Annotated in this window: 15 protein-coding genes; 5 read left to right on the top strand and 10 right to left on the bottom strand. The window is 64.5% G+C overall.

From position 1 onward, the window contains the following. Positions 1–27 precede the first annotated feature (27 nt). The 3 genes from IVB12_RS35845 to IVB12_RS35835 are packed head-to-tail and all read right to left on the bottom strand — an operon-like array spanning position 28 to position 3,177. Positions 28–879 (bottom strand): MaoC family dehydratase N-terminal domain-containing protein, encoded by an 852-nt coding sequence (locus tag IVB12_RS35845; protein WP_247307261.1) that lies wholly within the window; start codon positions 877–879, stop codon positions 28–30. A gap of 14 nt (positions 880–893) precedes the next feature. Further along, a complete protein-coding gene (locus IVB12_RS35840; protein ID WP_247307257.1) occupies positions 894–1,997 on the bottom strand; it encodes a CaiB/BaiF CoA-transferase family protein in 1,104 nt (367 codons plus the stop codon). A gap of 10 nt (positions 1,998–2,007) precedes the next feature. After that, positions 2,008–3,177 carry an acyl-CoA dehydrogenase family protein gene (locus tag IVB12_RS35835; RefSeq protein WP_247307254.1) on the bottom strand — a complete coding sequence of 390 codons (1,170 nt, stop codon included), beginning with the start codon at positions 3,175–3,177 and terminating at the stop codon, positions 2,008–2,010. A 125-nt stretch (positions 3,178–3,302) separates the two neighbouring features. On the opposite strand from IVB12_RS35835, the gene IVB12_RS35830 reads away from it, so the two are divergent. Next, positions 3,303–4,223 carry a LysR substrate-binding domain-containing protein gene (locus tag IVB12_RS35830; protein ID WP_247307252.1) on the top strand — a complete coding sequence of 307 codons (921 nt, stop codon included), beginning with the start codon at positions 3,303–3,305 and terminating at the stop codon, positions 4,221–4,223. 295 nt (positions 4,224–4,518) lie between these two features. Here IVB12_RS35830 and IVB12_RS35825 read toward each other — a convergent pair whose 3' ends face one another. Both IVB12_RS35825 and IVB12_RS35820 read right to left on the bottom strand, forming a co-directional pair. Further along, positions 4,519–5,793, bottom strand: a complete 1,275-nt coding sequence (locus IVB12_RS35825; RefSeq protein ID WP_247307249.1) for a cytochrome P450 — start codon at positions 5,791–5,793, stop codon at positions 4,519–4,521. 65 nt (positions 5,794–5,858) lie between these two features. Continuing rightward, positions 5,859–7,124: a cytochrome P450 gene (locus tag IVB12_RS35820; RefSeq protein WP_247307246.1), complete on the bottom strand. Its 1,266-nt coding sequence runs from the start codon at positions 7,122–7,124 to the stop codon at positions 5,859–5,861. A gap of 307 nt (positions 7,125–7,431) precedes the next feature. Between IVB12_RS35820 and IVB12_RS35815 the strand changes: the two genes are divergently transcribed. Both IVB12_RS35815 and IVB12_RS35810 read left to right on the top strand, forming a co-directional pair. Beyond that, positions 7,432–8,577 carry a YjgN family protein gene (locus tag IVB12_RS35815; RefSeq protein ID WP_247307583.1) on the top strand — a complete coding sequence of 382 codons (1,146 nt, stop codon included), beginning with the start codon at positions 7,432–7,434 and terminating at the stop codon, positions 8,575–8,577. Positions 8,578–8,580: 3 nt separating this feature from the next. Beyond that, positions 8,581–9,693 (top strand): M48 family metallopeptidase, encoded by a 1,113-nt coding sequence (locus IVB12_RS35810; protein WP_247307243.1) that lies wholly within the window; start codon positions 8,581–8,583, stop codon positions 9,691–9,693. Positions 9,694–9,704: 11 nt separating this feature from the next. Here the strand turns inward: IVB12_RS35810 and IVB12_RS35805 are convergent, their stop codons facing one another. From IVB12_RS35805 to IVB12_RS35790, 4 genes are all read right to left on the bottom strand, one after another. Continuing rightward, complete coding sequence (locus IVB12_RS35805) at positions 9,705–9,917, bottom strand: hypothetical protein (protein ID WP_247307240.1); 213 nt, start codon at positions 9,915–9,917, stop codon at positions 9,705–9,707. 67 nt (positions 9,918–9,984) lie between these two features. Next, positions 9,985–10,614: a uracil phosphoribosyltransferase gene (upp, locus tag IVB12_RS35800; protein WP_247307237.1), complete on the bottom strand. Its 630-nt coding sequence runs from the start codon at positions 10,612–10,614 to the stop codon at positions 9,985–9,987. Positions 10,615–10,803: 189 nt separating this feature from the next. Then, the gene (locus IVB12_RS35795; protein WP_247307234.1) at positions 10,804–12,042 is read right to left on the bottom strand and encodes a URC4/urg3 family protein; all 1,239 of its coding nucleotides are present in this window, start codon (positions 12,040–12,042) and stop codon (positions 10,804–10,806) included. A 7-nt stretch (positions 12,043–12,049) separates the two neighbouring features. Continuing rightward, positions 12,050–13,306, bottom strand: coding sequence for a GTP cyclohydrolase II (locus IVB12_RS35790; protein ID WP_247307231.1), 1,257 nt, complete (start codon positions 13,304–13,306; stop codon positions 12,050–12,052). A 382-nt stretch (positions 13,307–13,688) separates the two neighbouring features. On the opposite strand from IVB12_RS35790, the gene IVB12_RS35785 reads away from it, so the two are divergent. Further along, entirely contained in the window at positions 13,689–14,813 is a 1,125-nt protein-coding gene (locus IVB12_RS35785) for a threonine synthase (protein ID WP_247307228.1), read from the top strand. Positions 14,814–15,037: 224 nt separating this feature from the next. Continuing rightward, on the top strand, positions 15,038–15,844 hold the full coding sequence (locus IVB12_RS35780) for a class I SAM-dependent methyltransferase (RefSeq protein WP_247307225.1): 807 nt from the start codon (positions 15,038–15,040) through the stop codon (positions 15,842–15,844). A gap of 206 nt (positions 15,845–16,050) precedes the next feature. Here IVB12_RS35780 and IVB12_RS35775 read toward each other — a convergent pair whose 3' ends face one another. Further along, positions 16,051–16,866: a DUF2927 domain-containing protein gene (locus tag IVB12_RS35775; RefSeq protein ID WP_247307222.1), complete on the bottom strand. Its 816-nt coding sequence runs from the start codon at positions 16,864–16,866 to the stop codon at positions 16,051–16,053. Between the last annotated feature and the right edge of the window lie 40 nt (positions 16,867–16,906).

The raw sequence follows: 16,906 nt of genomic DNA, 5'->3' as shown, positions 1-16,906 counted from the left end.
TCGCAATGACGAGGAGGGAGCAGTGCACTACCACACCGCCGTGCCCTTCATCGTCGGCTGCCCTTCCGCGTTCGCGGTCCACAGCTCCATGCTCTCGCCGCTGTCGTTCGCGTTGATCGAGAACTCCGTGCCCTCGAACAGCGGCTGCACGCCCCGATAGGTAAATTTCTTCGGCGCCTTGCCGCCATGCGACCGGGCCGCCATTTCGATGATCAGCGCCGCCTGCAACGGGCCGTGGAAGATCAGGCCCGGATAGCCCTCGACCTTGGTGACGTAGTCGCGGTCGTAATGGATGCGGTGACCGTTGAAGGTCAGTGCGGAGTAGCGGAACAGCAGCACGGGATCGGAGACATGAGTCTCGCGATGCTGCGCCTTCGGTGGCGGGGGCGGAGCCTTGGCGGGCGCGGGCGCGCTGCTCGTCATCTCGCGATAGACGATGTCCTGCCGTTCGCGAATGGCGAGCCCGCGCGGCGAGGAAATGCTGTGCTCGACCGAGACGAAGCACAGCGTGCCGGTCGAGCCCGATTTCACCTGCACGTCGGCGATGCGTGAGGTGCGCGTCGATTCATCGCCAACGCGCAGCGGCTCAAGGAACTCGATCTCACCGCCGGCCCACATCCGGCGTGGCAGCGGCACCGGCGGCAGGAAGCCGCCGCGGGTCGGGTGGCCGTCGGGCCCTAACATCGACATTGGAAACACCGGCTGTGCCAGGCACCAATGCACCGTGAACGGTGCGGCATCGCCGTTCCTGGGCTCGCCGACCTCCTGGAACAGCGTCGCGCGCAATCCTTTCACGAGCTGCGCGGTGACGATGTCGGTGGCCTCTTGGCTGCGGCCGATCCATTGCCGCAAATGATCGATGTCGAGCTTCTCGGTCATGACGCCTCGCTCTGCTATGTCTTGGATTGGGGACGTTCGCCGATCGCCGGCACCGGCCCATAGCTGCGCGTCTCGCCAACGATGATCGGCGCCGGCGCGGGATAGCTGACCCGGCCGTTGGGCGTATCGACCTCGATGCGGCGCAGATGCGGATGGTTAGTGAGGTCGGCCATGGTGTTGACCTCGGCAAAGGCGATGTCGGCGTCGGACAGCCGCTTCAGCAGCTCGTCGCGCGTCATATGACTGAAGGCGTCCGCGACGGTCTTGTCGGTGAAGTCGCGGTTGCGCACGCGCTCGACCATGTTGGCGACGCGCGGATCGCTTGGCAGGTCCGGCTGGTTCAGCACCTTCGCGCAAAGCGTCTTCCACTCGCGCTCGCTCTGGATCGAGATCAGAATGTCCTTGCCGTCCTCCGAGGTGAACACGCCATAGGGCGCGATCGACGGATGGCGCAGGCCCATGCGCTTTGGAGGATTGCCGGCCTCCGAGTTGAGCAGCGGCACGGTGCACCAATCCGCCATCACGTCGAACATGGAGATGCGGATGTCGGCACCTTTGCCGGTACGCCCGCGCGCGATCAGCGCCTCCAGGATCGCCGCATGCGCGGTCGCGCCGGTCGCGACGTCGACGATCGACATGCCGACGCGCGAGGCGCCGTCGGGATTTCCGGTGATCGAGGCCAGGCCGCTTTCCGCCTGAATCAGCAAGTCATAGGCCTTGCGATGCGCGTACGGGCCCTCGTCGCCGTAGCCGGTGATCGTGCACGAGATCAGCTTGGGATAGTCCTTCAGCAGCCGCTCGCGCGAAAAGCCGAGCTTGTCCATCGAGCCCGGCTTGAGATTCTGGATCAGAACGTCGGCGCTTGCGATCAGCTTTTCCAGCTCGGCGCAGCCTTCTTTCGTTGCGAGATCGACCACCACCGATTGCTTGCCGCGGTTGAGCCACACGAAGTAGCTGCTCTGGCCCTTGGCTGCCGCGTCATAGCCGCGTGCAAAATCGCCCTCGGGGCGCTCGATCTTGATCACCTCCGCGCCGGCATCGGCCAGGCGCGACGAGCAGAACGGTGCCGCCACCGCCTGCTCGACCGCAATCACCCTGATCCCGTCAAGTGCTCCCATGATGGCTGCCTCAATACGAGCGGGGCATGCCGAGCACGTGCTCGGCGACGTAGGACAGCACGAGGTTGGTCGAGATCGGCGCCACCTGGTAGAGCCGCGTCTCGCGGAACTTGCGCTCGACGTCGTACTCCTCGGCGAAGCCGAAACCGCCATGAGTCTGGATGCAGGCATTGGCCGCTTCCCACGACGCGTCCGCCGCGAGCATCTTGGCCATGTTGGCCTCCGCACCGCAATCGAGCCCGGCCTCGTATTTACGCGTGGCCTCCTTCACCATCAGCTCGGCCGCACGCATCGAGGCGTAGGCCTTGGCGATCGGAAACTGGATGCCTTGATTCTGGCCGATCGGTCGGCCGAACACCGCGCGCTCCTTGGCATAGTTCGTGGCCTTCGCGATGAACCATTTGGCGTCACCGACGCATTCGGCCGCGATCAAAATGCGCTCGGCATTCATGCCGGAGAGGATGTACCGAAAGCCCTTGCCTTCCTCGCCGATCAGATTTTCCGCCGGCACCTTCATGTCGGTGAAGAACACTTCGGTGGTCGCGTGGTTCATCATGGTGCGGATCGGGCGGATCTCCAGACCATTGTTCTTGGCCTCGCGCATGTCGACGATGAATACCGAGAGACCATCGGTGCGCTTCTTGACCTGCTCCTTCGGCGTGGTGCGCGCCAGCAGCACCATCAGGTCGGAATGCTCGGCGCGGCTGGTCCAGATCTTCTGGCCGTTGACGATGTAGCTGTCGTTGCCGTCCTTGCGCGCGAAGGTCTTGAGCGAGGAGGTGTCGGTGCCGCTGGTCGGCTCGGTGACGCCGAAAGCTTGCAGGCGCAATTCGCCGCTCGCGATCTTCGGCAGATACTTCGCCTTCTGCTCGGCATTACCGTGCCGCAGCACCGTTCCCATCGTGTACATCTGGGCGTGGCAGCCGCCGCCATTGCAGCCCGCACGTTGAATCTCTTCCAGGATCGCCGCTGCGGCCGAGAGTTTCAGCCCCGCGCCGCCATATTCCTCAGGGATCAACACCGAGAGATAGCCGGCCTCAGTCAGCGCATCGACGAAAGCCTTCGGGTAAGCCATCTCGCGATCAAGCTTGCGCCAATACTCGCCGGGAAATTGCGCGCAGAGCTTGGCGACCGCTTCGCGGATGTCGGCGTAATCTTCGGTGTGGTGTTCTTGACTCATGGCGTTTCCAATCAATAGCGGCAGTTAAGATAACGCCGGCCAATCCCCCGGCGTTGTGAAAACAACGCCAGTCCCCTATGCTCATTTGCTATAGCGTATGGAGTAGCCTTCCAGGATTGGCAAGCATGGATTTCCGTCAGCTTAGGACCTTCAGTTGCGTGGCGGAGCTCGGCAGCCTGTCCAAGGCGTCCGACACGTTGCGCGTGGCGCAGCCGGCGCTCAGCCGCCAGATCAAGCTCTTGGAACACGAGCTGCGCACCGAGCTGTTCACGCGCAACGGCCGCGGCATGGTGCTGACCGAAGCCGGGCGCCTGCTGCTCGCGCGAACCTCCGGCATCGTCCGGCAGATCGACCAGATCCGCGACGACATCCAGTCGGCCAAGGGCCCGCCATCCGGCCAGGTCGTGCTTGGCCTGGTTCCGACCGTGAGCTGCGTGCTGTCGGCGCGCTTTGCGCGGCGCTGCGTCGAGAAATTTCCCGGTATCTCGCTGCGTATCGTCGAGAGCTACAGCGGCCATCTCGTCGAATGGCTGCATCGCGGCGAGATGGACTTGGCCATCCTCTACGGCCGCTCGGCCGACCTGCATCTCAACGTCGAGAGTCTCGGCCGCGACAACATCGTCGCTGTCGGCCCGCGCGGCTGTGGTCTCGCGCGCAGGAAGAGCGTCGACATCGGCTGGCTGCTGCGGCAACGGCTGGTGCTGCCCAGTCATTCGCACGGCCTCCGCGCGCTGATCGAGCACGCGGCGGCCCAGCGCAAGATCAAGCTCGACGTCCAGTTGGAAGCGGATTCGTTTCGCGTGCTGACGAGCCTGGTCGAGGAGGGCCTCGGTTTCGCGCTGCTGCCGCCATCATCCGTCCACGGCGAGGTCGCGGACGGCCGGCTGGAGACCGCGCCCGTATCCAAGCCGATGACGCGCGAGCTCATTTTCGCTTCTCCGATCGATCGTCCGGCCTCGACGGCCTCGCTCGCCATCACCGGACTTTTGCGCGAGGAGGTCGCGGCCTGCCGCAAGGAGGGCCTGTGGGACATCAGGCTGAGTTAAGTGCGCTCGTGCTTAGAACAGCCCGGTGCCAACTTGCCTTCGCATCTGGCGCGAGCTGTCATGCCGGAATTTTATAGCCGAGGTGTCGCTGCGCTTGCCGAGTATCAGGGGCGATGCGCTCTTCGCCTCACCCTCGGTGTCATTGCCCGCGAAGGCGGGCAATCCAGTATTCCAGAGGCCGCACGGCTGGAACCGAAAGGCTGCGGCGTACTGGATGCTCCGCTTTCGCGGAGCATGACAGCGGAGATTGATGAGGTCGCTTGCCCCAAAGAGCCTTCTAGGAGCGGAGCCTATCCTACCCCGGAATCCGCACCGGCAGCGACTCATACCCCTTGATGAAGCTCGAGTAGATCCGCTTGGGCTCGCCGACCACCTCGATGCGGTCGAAGCGCTTCAGCATCTCTTCCCAGATGATGCGGAGCTGGAGCTCGGCCAGACGCATGCCGACGCAGCGGTGGATGCCGAACCCGAAGGAGAGGTGGGTGCGCGGCCGCGGGCGGTCGATGATGAAATCGTTCGGCTTGTCGAACATCTCCTCGTCCCGGTTACCGGAGACGTACCACATCACGACGCGGTCGCCCTTCTTGATGTGCTTGCCGCCGATCTCGGTGTCTTGGAGCGCGGTGCGCCGCATATGCGCCAGCGGCGTCTGCCAGCGGATCACCTCCGGCACCATGGAATCGATCAACGCCGGGTTGGCGCGCAGCTTGTCGTACTGCTCCGGGTTCTCGTTCAGCGCCAGCACTGAGCCGGTCATGGTGTTGCGCGTGGTGTCGTTGCCGCCGACGATGAGCAGGATGATGTTGCCCATGAGGTTGTCGGGGTCCATGTGGCGTGTAGCCTCGTTATGGGCCATCAGCGACAACAAATCGTTGCGCGGCTCGGAATTGACGCGCTCGTTCCACAGCTTCGACATGTAGGCATAGCACTCGTCCATCTCGCGGCGGCGCTCTTCGGCCGAGGCGACGATGCCGCTCTTGGGCAGCGCGGTCGAGACGTCGGACCAGCGCGTCAGCTTGCGTCGCTCCTCCCAGGGGAAGTCGAACAGGGTCGCCAGCATCTGCGTCGTCAGCTCGATCGAGACGCGCTCGACGAAGTTGAAAGTCTCGTTGCGCGGCAGATTGTCCAGCACGGTCTGCGAGCGCTGGCGGATCAGTTTGGCCAGTTCGTCCAGATGCTGAGGGGTGAACATCGGCGACACAGTCTTGCGCTGCGCCGAGTGCCGGGGCTGGTCCATGGCGATGAAGCTCGGCCAGTCATAACCTTCGGGCACGTCGCGGATCGAGATGCCGCCGAGCTTGGAGTCGGAGGAGAAGATGCCGTGATTGGTGTCGACGTGCATGATGTCGTTGTACTTCACCACCGACCAGTAGGGCTCGATCGGCGCGTTGGTGCAATAATGCACCGGCTCTTCCTTGCGCAGCCGCTCGAACCACGGCCATAAAGTATCGTCCTGGAACAGCCTGGGCGCGCCGGGGTGGAATTGCGACAACGGCGTCGCATAGGCCTCCTCGCGGGCCCTGCGCATGCGTTCGGCCTTGTCCACTCTAACCGGCGCTTGGATGTTCATGGTCGTGGCTCCAGTTGATCTTTCCTTCGCCTCTTTCCGCACGCGGGAGAGGGGAGTTCTTCGACTCACACGGCGATCTTCACCGGCAGCGTCTCGATACCCTTTACGAAACTCGAATAGGCCCGCCTGGGTTCGCCGACCACATCGATATGGTCGAAGCGCTTGAGGATCTCTTCCCAGATGATCTTGAGCTGGAGTTCGGCCAGCCGCAAGCCCACGCAGCGGTGGATGCCGAAGCCGAAGGAGAGATGCGTGCGCGGGCGGGCGCGATCGATGATGAAATCGTAGGGCCTCTCGATCACCTCCTCGTCTCGGTTGCCCGAGACATACCACATCACGACCTTGTCACCCTTCTTGATCTGCTTGCCGCGGAACTCGAAGTCGGAGAGCGCCGTGCGCCGCATATGCGCGAGCGGCGTCTGCCAGCGGATCACCTCCGGCACGAAGCTGTCGAGCAGATCAGGATTCTCGCGCAGCTTGCGATATTGCTCCGGATGCTGGCTCAGCGCGTAGATCGAGCCCGACATGGTGTTGCGGGTGGTGTCGTTGCCTCCGACGATCAAAAGAATGAGATTGCCGAGGAAGTTCTTCGCATCCATGTCGCGCGTGGCGGCGCCATGCGCCATCATCGACAGGAGGTCGCTCTTCGGCGGCTGCGCGATGCGCTCCCTCCAGAGGCGGGAGAAATAGGCAGCGCATTCCGTCAGCTCGGCCTGCCGTTCGTCTTCGGTCGCCACGAGGCCGTCGGGACCGGGAATGGTGGTGGCAATGTCGGACCAGCGCGTCAGCTTGCGGCGGTCCTCCCAGGGGAAGTCGAACAGCACCGCCAGCATCTGCGTGGTGAGCTCGATCGAGACGCGGTCGACCCAGTCGAACACCTCGCCGCGCGGCAAATTGTCCAGGCACTCGGCCGAGCGCTTGCGGATGTTGAGCGCGAGATTGTCCAGATGCGTCGGTGTGAACATCGGCGCCACGGTCTTGCGCTGCGCCGCATGGCGCGGCGGGTCCATCGAGATGAAGCTCTCGCGGCGCAGGTCTGGATCGATGTCGCGGATGGTGATGCCGCCGAGCGCGGAGGCGGAGGAGAACACCGAATGATTGGTCTCGATCTCCATGATGTCGTTGTAGCGCGTCACCGACCAGTACGGCCCGAACATCGAGTCCTTGCAATAGTGCACGGGATCTTCCCGGCGCAGGCGGTCGAAATAGGGCCAGAACGTATCGGTCCTGAACAGTTCAGGATCGCCGGGATCGAATTGCTCCAGCGGCAGCGACGTGGCGCGCTCGCGCAACGCGTCGAGCGTAGCCGCGCTCTCGATGGTCCCATGCATGACCGCTCTCCCTGTTGTGAACCGCGCGTCGTTGAATTCTGCGCTGCGGTATTTGATTTGCAATTACAGCCGGTTGTCTACGCCGGGGCAAGGAGAGTTTTGCCACATCCAACCTTCCCGAGAGCGTCGGGCGGACGTGACGCTGGCACGCGAACGTGACCTCGCGCACGCCGCTCAGTGGGGAATTGTGCAAGAAACCAACTGGAATCGAGGTAAATCGAACCCGGTTACCTTGGGGATCGACTAACCTCTGATCTATAGTTTGGCCGTCACAGATCCGCACCCCGAGGTTGCCGCCGTGAACGACATGCAATGGGCCCCTACCGGCTCCGAACCCATACCGCCGCCGCTGCCGCCGATGCGGGTCGATTTCACCGGCAACCGCCCCGAATTCCGCAAACTGGTCACCAGGGGTGCCATGCTCGAGCTTGTCACCTTCGGCTTCTACCGGTTCTGGCTCGTCACCGACATCCGCCGTCATCTGTGGACCAACACTGCGATCGACGGCGATGCAGCCGAATACACCGGACGTGGTAAGGAGCTTTTGGTCGGCTTTCTGTTCGCACTTGCGATCCTGGTGCCGATCTATCTCGCCTATTTCCTTGTCGGCATCGAGTTCGAACGCTGGCAGGGCTTTGCCTCGGCGCCGCTCTTCATCGCCTTCTATGCCTTCGGCCAGTTCGCGATTTTTCGTGCGCGCCGCTATCGCCTGACGCGTACGGTCTGGCGCGGCGTGCGGTTCTGGATGGACGGCTCGGGCTGGGCCTATTCGTTCCGTGCCATGCTGTGGGGCTTGCTCGTGTTCCTGACGCTGGGCCTGGCGCTGCCCTGGCGTGAGGCTGCGCTCGAACGCTACAAGATGCAGCACACCCATTACGGCGATCTCACCGGCGATTTCGAAGGCGACGGCTGGACGTTCTTCAAGCGCGGCTGGTGGCTGTGGCTGCTCAGCCCGATCGCCCTGGTGATCTTCCCGCTCGCACCGTTCTTCTACGCCGAGTTCAAGGCGCGCGAATGGGGCTGGTGGCTCGACGGCATCCGTATCGGCAGCGTCAGCCTGTCTTCGCGCCTGCCTCATGACGCCTTCTATGGCCTGTACTGGAAGGTGATCGGCTGGTGGCTGCTGCTCTCGATGGCTTTTGCCGCCTATCTTGGCGGCGCCACCATGCTCGTCGTCACGCTGAGCGGCGTTCCGGTGGAGGAGGTGTTCGGCCCGGACAATGCTGCCAAGAGCATCCCGATGCTGGTGATGATGGTGATCGGCTATTTCGCGCTCGCCCTTGCCGTCAACATCGTCATGCGCGTCTATCTCCAGCGCGATCTCTGGGCCAAGGTGCTGGAGACTGTCGAGGTGCACGACATCGCGGCCGCGGCGGATGTGCGCGGCAGCGGCGAGCTCGCTGGCGCGCTCGGCGAAGGTTTTGCCGATGGACTGGATGTTGCGGGATTCTGAGCTGTGAGCGAGTTGTTGACCGAGGCCCCGGCGCAGTCCGCAAAGCCGACGATCTTCTTCGATGGCGTCTCGAGCCGCAAGCGTCAGGTGACGCTGACGCTCGGTGACGCGCTCGAGATCGCCGAGGACGGCGAAGCGCCCGTTCGCTGGGTCTATGCCGATATCCGCCGCGCCGACAGCCCGGCCGGGGTTTTGCGTCTGGCTTCGATATCCGCGCCGCCACTCGCGCGGCTCGAGGTCCGTGATGCCGCGCTCGCAGCCGATCTAGCCGCGCGATGCTTGCGCCTCGACGAGCACCAGACCACGCGCCGTGGCGTCGCCAGGATCGTCGGCTGGTCGGTGGCCGCCGCCGTCTCGATCGTCTGCGTCGTGCTGTTCGGCGTACCGCTCGCCGCCGACCGGCTCGCGCCGCTCGTGCCGAAACCGATCGAGCGCCGCATTGGCGATGCGTCCGAGGTCCAGGTGAAGACCATTTTCGGCCGCAGCGCGTGCGAAGATCCCGCGGGCAAGGCCGCATTCACAAAGCTCGTCAACCGTCTGCGCGATGCTGCCGGCCTCGACGACGATTCCATGACGGCGGGCGTGCTGCCGAGTTCGGTGCCGAACGCGTTCGCGCTCCCAGGCGGCAAGGTGTTCGTGCTGAAGGGCCTGCTCGACAAGGCTGAAAGCCCCGACGAGCTCGCCGGCATCCTCGCGCACGAGCTCGGCCATCTCAAGCATCACGACAACATGCGTGGCCTGATCTACAACGGCGGCACTTCCTTCCTGATCGGCCTGTTGTTCGGCGACGTCACCGGCTCCTCGGCCGTGATCTTCGCCTCGCGCAGTGTGGTCGAAGCCTCCTATTCGCGCGAGGCCGAGACCGGCGCCGACACCTTCGCCATCGACGTCATGCACGCACTCGGCCGCTCGCCCAAGCCCGCGGCCGAGCTGATGTCCCGCATCACCGGCAAGGAAGGCGGCTCCGGTCTCATGACGATCCTCGCCAGCCATCCGCTGACCGAAGACCGTCTTGCGCGCATGACCAAGGAAGATCGCCCCGCCAGCGGCCCGCCGCTGCTGACGGACAAGGAGTGGCGGGCGCTGAAGGCGATTTGCGGCAGCGGAAAGGTGTGAGCCGCCGGGGCTTACTTCGCCGGCGCCGCCGGCGGGTTCGAGCCAGTGGTGACGTTCGGCGCATTGTTCGGGCTGGATGTCGTGGTCTGCTGACCGACCTCGCGCCCATTGTAGAAGAAGATGGCTGCGATCACGGCGATCACGAAGATGGCGCCGATCGCCCAGCCCACCGGGCTGTTGCGGCGGGCACGGTCAGTTCTGCGGTCATCATTCTGATAGGTCATCGTGCTCTCCATGCTAGAGCAGGAGAACCTCGCGCGACGGAAGCTGTTCCTAATGTGCGCGTAGCACTTACCGCGTTCCGTAAGCGCGGTCGCCGGCGTCGCCAAGGCCGGGCAGGATGAAGCCATTCTCGTCGAGGCCTTCGTCCACCGCGGCCGTCCAGATCGGAACGTCCGGGTGCAGTCCGCGCAGGCGCTCGAGGCCTTCCGGCGCGGCGATCAGGCAGGCGAGGCGGATGTCTCTGGCGCCGCGTTCCTTCAGCCGGTCGATGGCGGCGACGGCCGTGTTGGCGGTGGCGACTACCGGCGTTACCACGATCGCGAGCCGCTCGCCGAGATCGGACGGCGATTTGAAGAAATACTCGACCGCGGCAAAGCTGTGCGGCTCACGGTAGAGCCCGATATGGGCGACGCGCGCGGTCGGCACCAGATCCATCATGCCGTCGACAAAGGTGGTGCCGGCGCGCAGCATCGGCACGAACACCAGCTTCTTGCCGGCGATCTTGGCCGAGTGCATCATTGCCAGCGGCGTCTCGATGACCGTGTCGGCGAGCGGTAGATCGCGCGTCACCTCGTAGCACAGCAGCATGCCGATTTCCTTGATCAGCTCGCGAAATGACTTGGTCGAGATGGACTTGTCCCGCACCAGCGTCAGCTTATGCTGCACCAGCGGATGATCGACGATCGTGACGCCTTCCATGATGGGATGCTCTTCTTCTTCCCTTCTCCCCTTGTGGGAGAAGGTGGCGCGAAGCGCCGGATAAGGGGTCGTCTCCACAAGCTTCGATGAGGGATGTGCCGGCGGAGACAACCCCTCACCCGGCTTCGCCTTCGCGAAGCCACCCTCTCCACTTTCGGGCATCCCGTAGCCCACAAGGGGAGAGGGTTATTAAAAAACCGTGCCGTCGCTGATCACTTTGAGCGGCGGCGAACCGTCCGGACGGCGTGCAAAGGCGATCGCGCGGCCCGCGGCCCAGGTGCCGCCTTCCAGAATGCTGGCGAGCGGTAACGTCTGAGGCGTGCGGTCGAGCTTGGCGCGGATGCGCTCTGCCAGCCGGTCCAGCAGGGCGACGGTGAGCGCGCGCCACTCGATGACGAGCAGCGAATCCACGGCATGCGCGCGCGCGGCATCCGCGGCATCGCGCAGACGCAGCACTTCATGATCGACGAACAGGCCGCCATTGCGGTATTCGGCGAGCCCGGTCAGGCCGTCGATGTCGGTCACTTCGAAGCCCGCGCGCTGGAGCGGCTCGATCAGCGAATAACTCAGCCATTGCGACAGCTTGTGCAGCGGTACGAGACCGGCGGTGGCGTCGTCCGCCTCGATCGCCGGGTGACGCCAGCAATCGCCAAGCGGAATGCCCGCGAGTTCCAGCCGCGACGGCCAGATTGGTCCGAGCTGGTCCAGCACCGCGGAAAGGATGGCGGGCGCGGGAAGCGCGCCGCCCACGGCTTGCGCGGCGATGTGATCGAACAGGCCGCCCGGCCGCGGCGTATCGTTCAAACCGAATACCTCCGAACGCTCTGCGACCAGCTTGCCCAGACGGCGCAGCAGATCCGTGCGCCCTTCGAGTCCAAGCAGCGGATTGGCATCGCCGACCTGAAAGGCGGATGTGAGCCTGTCGCGCGGCAGCCTTGCAAGCACGTCCGCATCGGCCCTGAACGGCGCGCCGGGATCGCGCGAGAAAAGGCCGCCCGCAAACATATCAAGGCTTGCAATCGCAAGCCCCTCGGACCGGCCGATGCTTTCTCCTGTCACCGCGTCGCGATAGCGCCACGCCGCACCCGCGCCGGCATCGAGCAGCACGCTGACGATGGCGAGGTCGAACTCCGCGCGCGCCCGCGCCGCGCGATCCGGCCAGGACGTAGCGTCCGCGAGCTCCGCCCAGCGATCGACGCCGCCAAGCACGAAATGCCGCCATCGAGCATGGAAGGGAATGTCCAGCCTCGTATAGGCCTTGCGCGTCACCGCGAGCACGGCCTCCGCGACGCCGTCCATACGGTCGAGATCGATCGTGAAATGCTGGAGGCCGCCGGCAAGGCCGATCTCTAGCATCTGCGCGGCCCGCGCGCGGACCGCCGCCGCAGTGAGCAGCGCGCGCGCCCCTCGTTCCAAAGCCTCCACCATTGCGCGATCAGTATTTTTCCAGCGAACGCCCGACCACGTCGTTGACGTCCTTCTCCGGCGCGATCTCGGTCGAGTAATAGCCAGCGGCCTTCTTCGCGGCGATTTCGACATAGGCGTCGGCGGGAATGAGCTCCGGCGGGATCGGCACGCGCTCGACGATGTCGATGCCTTGCGAGGTCAGCGCGTCGTATTTCATGTCGCTCATCGACAGGAAGCGGTCGATGCGGGTCAAGCCGAGCCAGTGGATCGTATCCGGCATCAATTGCTGGAAGCGCGCGTCCTGCACGCCGGCGACGCATTCGGTGCGCTCGAAATAGGCGGCGGCGGCATCGCCGTCCTCCTGGCGCTTGCGCGCGTTGTAGACCAGGAATTTGGTGACCTCGCCAAGCGCGCGGCCTTCCTTGCGATTGTAGACGACGAGCCCGAGCCCGCCCTCCTGCGCGCCGCGCGCGGATTCCTCGATGCCGTGAATCAAATAGGGCCGGCAGGTGCAGATGTCGGACCCGAACACGTCCGAGCCGTTGCACTCGTCATGCACGCGGCAGGTGATCTTGGTGCGGTGGTCCGGTAGTTTTGTCACATCGCCGAACAAGTACACCGTGGTGCCGCCGATTGGCGGCAGGAACACTTTCATGTCCGGCCGTGTCACCAGCTCCGGGAACATGCCGGCAGTCTGCTCGAACAGCGTGCGCCGCAGCTCGGTCTCGCCGGTGCCGAAGCGAGTCGCGAGGCCCGGCAGGTACCACACCGGATCGATCGCGATCTTCACCACCGACACGCTGCCATTGGCGTGCACGACCTCGCCGTCGGCGCGTAGCCGCTTTGCCGCCAGCGCCTCGCGGATCTCCGGCAGGTCCAGTCGCGCGCGGGTTACCGCGATGCTCGGCCTGATGTCGAAGCCCTCGGCGATCTCCTGGCGGAAGTTTTCCGCAACGAGATGCCCCCACGGATCGAGCGCGACGATTTTCGTGGGATCATTCCATTGCGGGAACGGACCAATGGTCGCGGCGGGAAATGTGTTGGTGAGGTCAGGACGCCGGATCGGATCGAGCGCCCCGGCGGATACCGCGAGTGCCCGGTACATCGCGTAGGATCCGCCATGGCTGCCGATCACGTTGCGATCCCCAGCGCGCGACACCGTGCCGATGATCGGACCCCGGGCGCGCGCCTCAGTGGCGCCCCAATGGATCGGGAAGGCGGCCTTCCGGCCCGGCTCCGGATGGGAGGTCAGGCGGATGTGGTCGGTTCGGTTCGCGCGGCTCATGTCCAGGCTCCCAAAAAGCCAACGGCCCGCCGCTCGGACGGGCCTGGCTCGGTCGCGTTGCCAGTCGAGGACACCGGCGACGCGAGCTCAATCCAACATATTGTAGCGGCGAGGCACGACAGACAAGTTAATCGTGCCGGGCGGGCAGAGCCCCTTCGTGCCTAATTCCCGTCGTCAACGCGCCAGCAGCGCCGCCTTTGGCACCGCGCGCCCGCGTTGGCGGACCCGGCCGATCTACCTCTGCGGCCAGTTTAAGAGATTGAAATATTTCCAATTTTCATGTTTTCAAGGGGTGCCGAATGGGTTGGCTATGCGGACGACACGTTCTCGACAAAACCTTGACTCAGCCCAACCGTAGGATCGCCTTGCCTTGGAGACTGCCATGCCCGCCAGCTACATCGACCCCCGCAACGGACAGCTCTATCCGCTGGACCGGCCGCGCTGGTGCTCGGACGAGCGCACGCCGTTGCTGGTGACGCCGGGCGCCGGCATGTCGCGCGAAGACATCGATGGCCGCATGCGATCGCTCTGGCGTTACCGGGCGGCGCTGCCGGTCGAGATCGCAAAGCCGATCACGCTCGGCGAGGGCTGCACGCCCCTGGTCCAGCAGGATTGGGGCGAACTGCGACCGCTGTTCAAGCTCGAATGGTTCAACCCGACCGGCAGCTTCAAGGACCGTGGCTCTTCCGTGATGCTGTCCTTCCTGCGCCAGATCGGCATCAATGCGGTGCTGGAGGATTCTTCAGGCAATGGCGGCTCGTCCATGGCCGGGCTGGGTGCCGCCGGCGGCCTACGCGTGAAGATCCTCGCGCCTGCCTCGACCTCGCCGGCCAAGATCGCGCAGGTGCGCGCCTATGGCGCCGCGGTGCAGCTCGTCGATGGCCCGCGCGAGGAATCGGAGGCCGAGGCGATCCGCCAGTCGCACCAGACGTTTTATGCCAGCCACAATTGGCAGCCGTTTTTCCTCGAAGGCACCAAATCGCTCGCCTATGAGATCTGGGAGGACCTCGGCTTCCGCGCGCCCGACAACGTCATCGTCCCGGTCGGTGCCGGCAGCAGCCTGCTCGGTTGCGCCTTCGGCTTCCGCGAGCTGCGCAAAGCCGGCCAGATCGCAAAGCTGCCGCGCCTGTTCGCGGCGCAGCCGCAAAATTGCTCGCCGATCGATGCAAGCTTCCAGGCCGGCGTCGATACGCCTGTCGCGCGCGAGGTGCACAAGACCATCGCCGAAGGCACCGCCATCAAGAATCCGCTGCGCCTGCGCGAGATCATCGGCGCCTTGCGCGAAAGCGGCGGCGGCACCGTCGCGCTCACCGAGGACGAGATCGTTGCTGCCCTGCGGCGTCTTGCACGGCAAGGATTGTTTGCCGAGCCGACCAGCGCCAGCGCAGCTGCCGCGCTGGAAAAACTGTCCGCTGCCGGGGCCATCAAGGCGAACGAGACCACGGTCGCCGTCCTCACCGGCACCGGCCTGAAAGCCGCCACCACCGTTGCCGATCTCGTGCAATAGTCTTCGATCTATTGAGCCTGCAGCGGGCCCGCGCGAGGCTAGACTGTTGCAGTGGGATCGTCATGCCCAACCTTGCCCCGCGCATCCACGTTCCTCGTGCCGCTGAGCCTTGCAAGGATGGACGGACAAGGCGGACCATACGGGAAGAAGGTTTCGGTGAGCGCGTTGAACCTTCGGCGTCCGTCGTCAGCCTCATGAACATCGAGCTCGAGAAGGAGAGTTCCATGACCGCGCAGGATCCGTTTGCAGGTTTCAAGGCCGTTCAGAAGGAGGCCTGGTCGCTGTTCACCCCGATGGAAGTGTTCACCACACCGGCCGCCGCCAAGCTGGTCGGTTTTGCCGGCGTCGTCGCCGGCCAAAGGTTGCTTGACGTTGCATGCGGCACGGGTGTGGTCGCAATCACGGCCGCGCGCCGCGGTGCGAAGGTGAGGGGTCTCGATCTGTCGCCGGTTCTGATCGAGCGCGCCCGCGAGCACGCCCAGCTGGTGAACCTCGATATCGACTTCGCTGACGGTGACGCCGAAAGCCTGCCCTATGGCGACAATGAGTTTGACGTGGTGCTCAGCCAGTTCGGCCACATGTTTGCACCGCGTCCCGACCTTGCCATCGGCGAGATGCTGCGGGTGCTGAAGCCCGGCGGCACCATCGCTTTCTCCACTTGGCCGCCACATCTCTATGTCGGACGGATGTTCGCGCTGATCGGCCGCCATCTGCCGCCGCCCGAGGGTATGGCGTCGCCGGTGTTGTGGGGCGATCCGAAAACGGTCGCCGAGCGTCTCGCCGGGAAAGCACAGGACATCTCCTTCGAGATGGACATGATGACGCCGTCCGCACTCAGCCCGCAGCATTTCCGCCGCACCATGGAAACGACGATCGGGCCTTTGATCAAGCTCGTCGCCCAGTACAAGGACGAGCCGGACAAGCTCAGGAGCTTCCGGGCCGAGTTTGAGGCGTTGATCTCGGAATATTTCGATGCCGGCAACAACGTGATGCGCCAGCAATATCTGATGACGAGAGCAAGGAAGGTGTGAGGGCGCGATCTTGACGCCCGCCTTTGGCGGGCCCTCAGGATGAGGACGGAGTGTACGGCCGCAGTTTCAACGAGCACCGATGCCGCTTAGCCTCATCCTGAGGAGACCGCTGGAAGCGGTCGTCTCGAAGGACGAGGCGCGTGCTCATTCGCCGCCCAAAAACCCATATGCGATTGCCTGCTCTCCAGGGAATGGTAAGAAGCGCCTCATTCCTTCAGATCGTTCACCCGCTTCACCCAGGTGCGCACGTCGGCGAGCACCTGGGGCAGCACCGCCTTGACCTCCTGCACCGTCATGCCGGGCTTGATGCGGGGGTCGTAGAGCAGATTGAGGATGTACTGGTCGTAGACGTCGAAATAGCCCATCGAGACGTTGTCATTGAACATCGTCCACGGCACGCTGGTGGTGTCGTTGATGGGCCCGAGCGATTGCAAGAGCTCCTCATAGGCGCAGTCGAGGAAGACGAAATCGCCGTTGTCGACGGTGAGGATGACGTCGGAATGCTCGATCTCGAAATTGTCGTTCTTGCGGAAGCCGGACAGGCATTGCGGATCGAGCGAGGTGCGGATCTCGCGCGCCTTCTCGGCGCCGTAGAAGCTGGTGAGGGTGCGGTAGAGATCGCGATCGCGCACGAGCTTCACCCGCACATTCGCCGCCTCATTGGTGTCGGTCATGGCGATGTCGAGATGCTGCACGCGGGCGGCGATGTCGGTCACGACCCTTGCGAGTTGCATCTTGCGGTCGGCGCGGTCGCTCTCGGCGTACACGCGCACCGGCCCGTCGAACTTGCGGATGCGGTCGACGCGGCCGGCGAGGTGATATTCGGCGCCGAACGCCGTCTTGAGAAAACCGTCAACGATCTCGCCGTCAGTAAAGCTCTTCTTCTCGGAGCGCTGGCGCGAGGCGATCGCGGGCAGTTCGCCCGCTCGGGCCGTGGTCGCGGTGTCAGGCACCAATGTGAGCGCGGCGAGCGCCAGCACGGCGGCGCGGACGGCGGGCGCGGTCAGGTTCAATGCGCTCATTGTCGTGCGACGCTGCCGCATTCGCGTCGCGCGCACAAGC

This window comes from Bradyrhizobium sp. 179 (assembly GCF_023073535.1).
Taxonomy (GTDB): domain Bacteria; phylum Pseudomonadota; class Alphaproteobacteria; order Rhizobiales; family Xanthobacteraceae; genus Bradyrhizobium.
Note: the sequence above shows the minus strand (reverse complement) of the source record. Positions and strands in the feature narration are given on the sequence as shown.

Bases quoted from the DNA above. Each gene is read 5' to 3' on its own strand.
- IVB12_RS35845 (WP_247307261.1), bottom strand. From the start codon at position 879: ATGACCGAGAAGCTCGACATCGATCATTTGCGGCAATGGATCGGCCGC.
- IVB12_RS35840 (WP_247307257.1), bottom strand. From the start codon at position 1,997: ATGGGAGCACTTGACGGGATCAGGGTGATTGCGGTCGAGCAGGCGGTG.
- IVB12_RS35835 (WP_247307254.1), bottom strand. From the start codon at position 3,177: ATGAGTCAAGAACACCACACCGAAGATTACGCCGACATCCGCGAAGCG.
- IVB12_RS35830 (WP_247307252.1), top strand. From the start codon at position 3,303: ATGGATTTCCGTCAGCTTAGGACCTTCAGTTGCGTGGCGGAGCTCGGC.
- IVB12_RS35825 (WP_247307249.1), bottom strand. From the start codon at position 5,793: ATGAACATCCAAGCGCCGGTTAGAGTGGACAAGGCCGAACGCATGCGC.
- IVB12_RS35820 (WP_247307246.1), bottom strand. From the start codon at position 7,124: ATGCATGGGACCATCGAGAGCGCGGCTACGCTCGACGCGTTGCGCGAG.
- IVB12_RS35815 (WP_247307583.1), top strand. From the start codon at position 7,432: ATGCAATGGGCCCCTACCGGCTCCGAACCCATACCGCCGCCGCTGCCG.
- IVB12_RS35805 (WP_247307240.1), bottom strand. From the start codon at position 9,917: ATGACCTATCAGAATGATGACCGCAGAACTGACCGTGCCCGCCGCAAC.
- upp (WP_247307237.1), bottom strand. From the start codon at position 10,614: ATGGAAGGCGTCACGATCGTCGATCATCCGCTGGTGCAGCATAAGCTG.
- IVB12_RS35795 (WP_247307234.1), bottom strand. From the start codon at position 12,042: ATGGTGGAGGCTTTGGAACGAGGGGCGCGCGCGCTGCTCACTGCGGCG.
- IVB12_RS35790 (WP_247307231.1), bottom strand. From the start codon at position 13,306: ATGAGCCGCGCGAACCGAACCGACCACATCCGCCTGACCTCCCATCCG.
- IVB12_RS35785 (WP_247307228.1), top strand. From the start codon at position 13,689: ATGCCCGCCAGCTACATCGACCCCCGCAACGGACAGCTCTATCCGCTG.
- IVB12_RS35780 (WP_247307225.1), top strand. From the start codon at position 15,038: ATGACCGCGCAGGATCCGTTTGCAGGTTTCAAGGCCGTTCAGAAGGAG.
- IVB12_RS35775 (WP_247307222.1), bottom strand. From the start codon at position 16,866: ATGAGCGCATTGAACCTGACCGCGCCCGCCGTCCGCGCCGCCGTGCTG.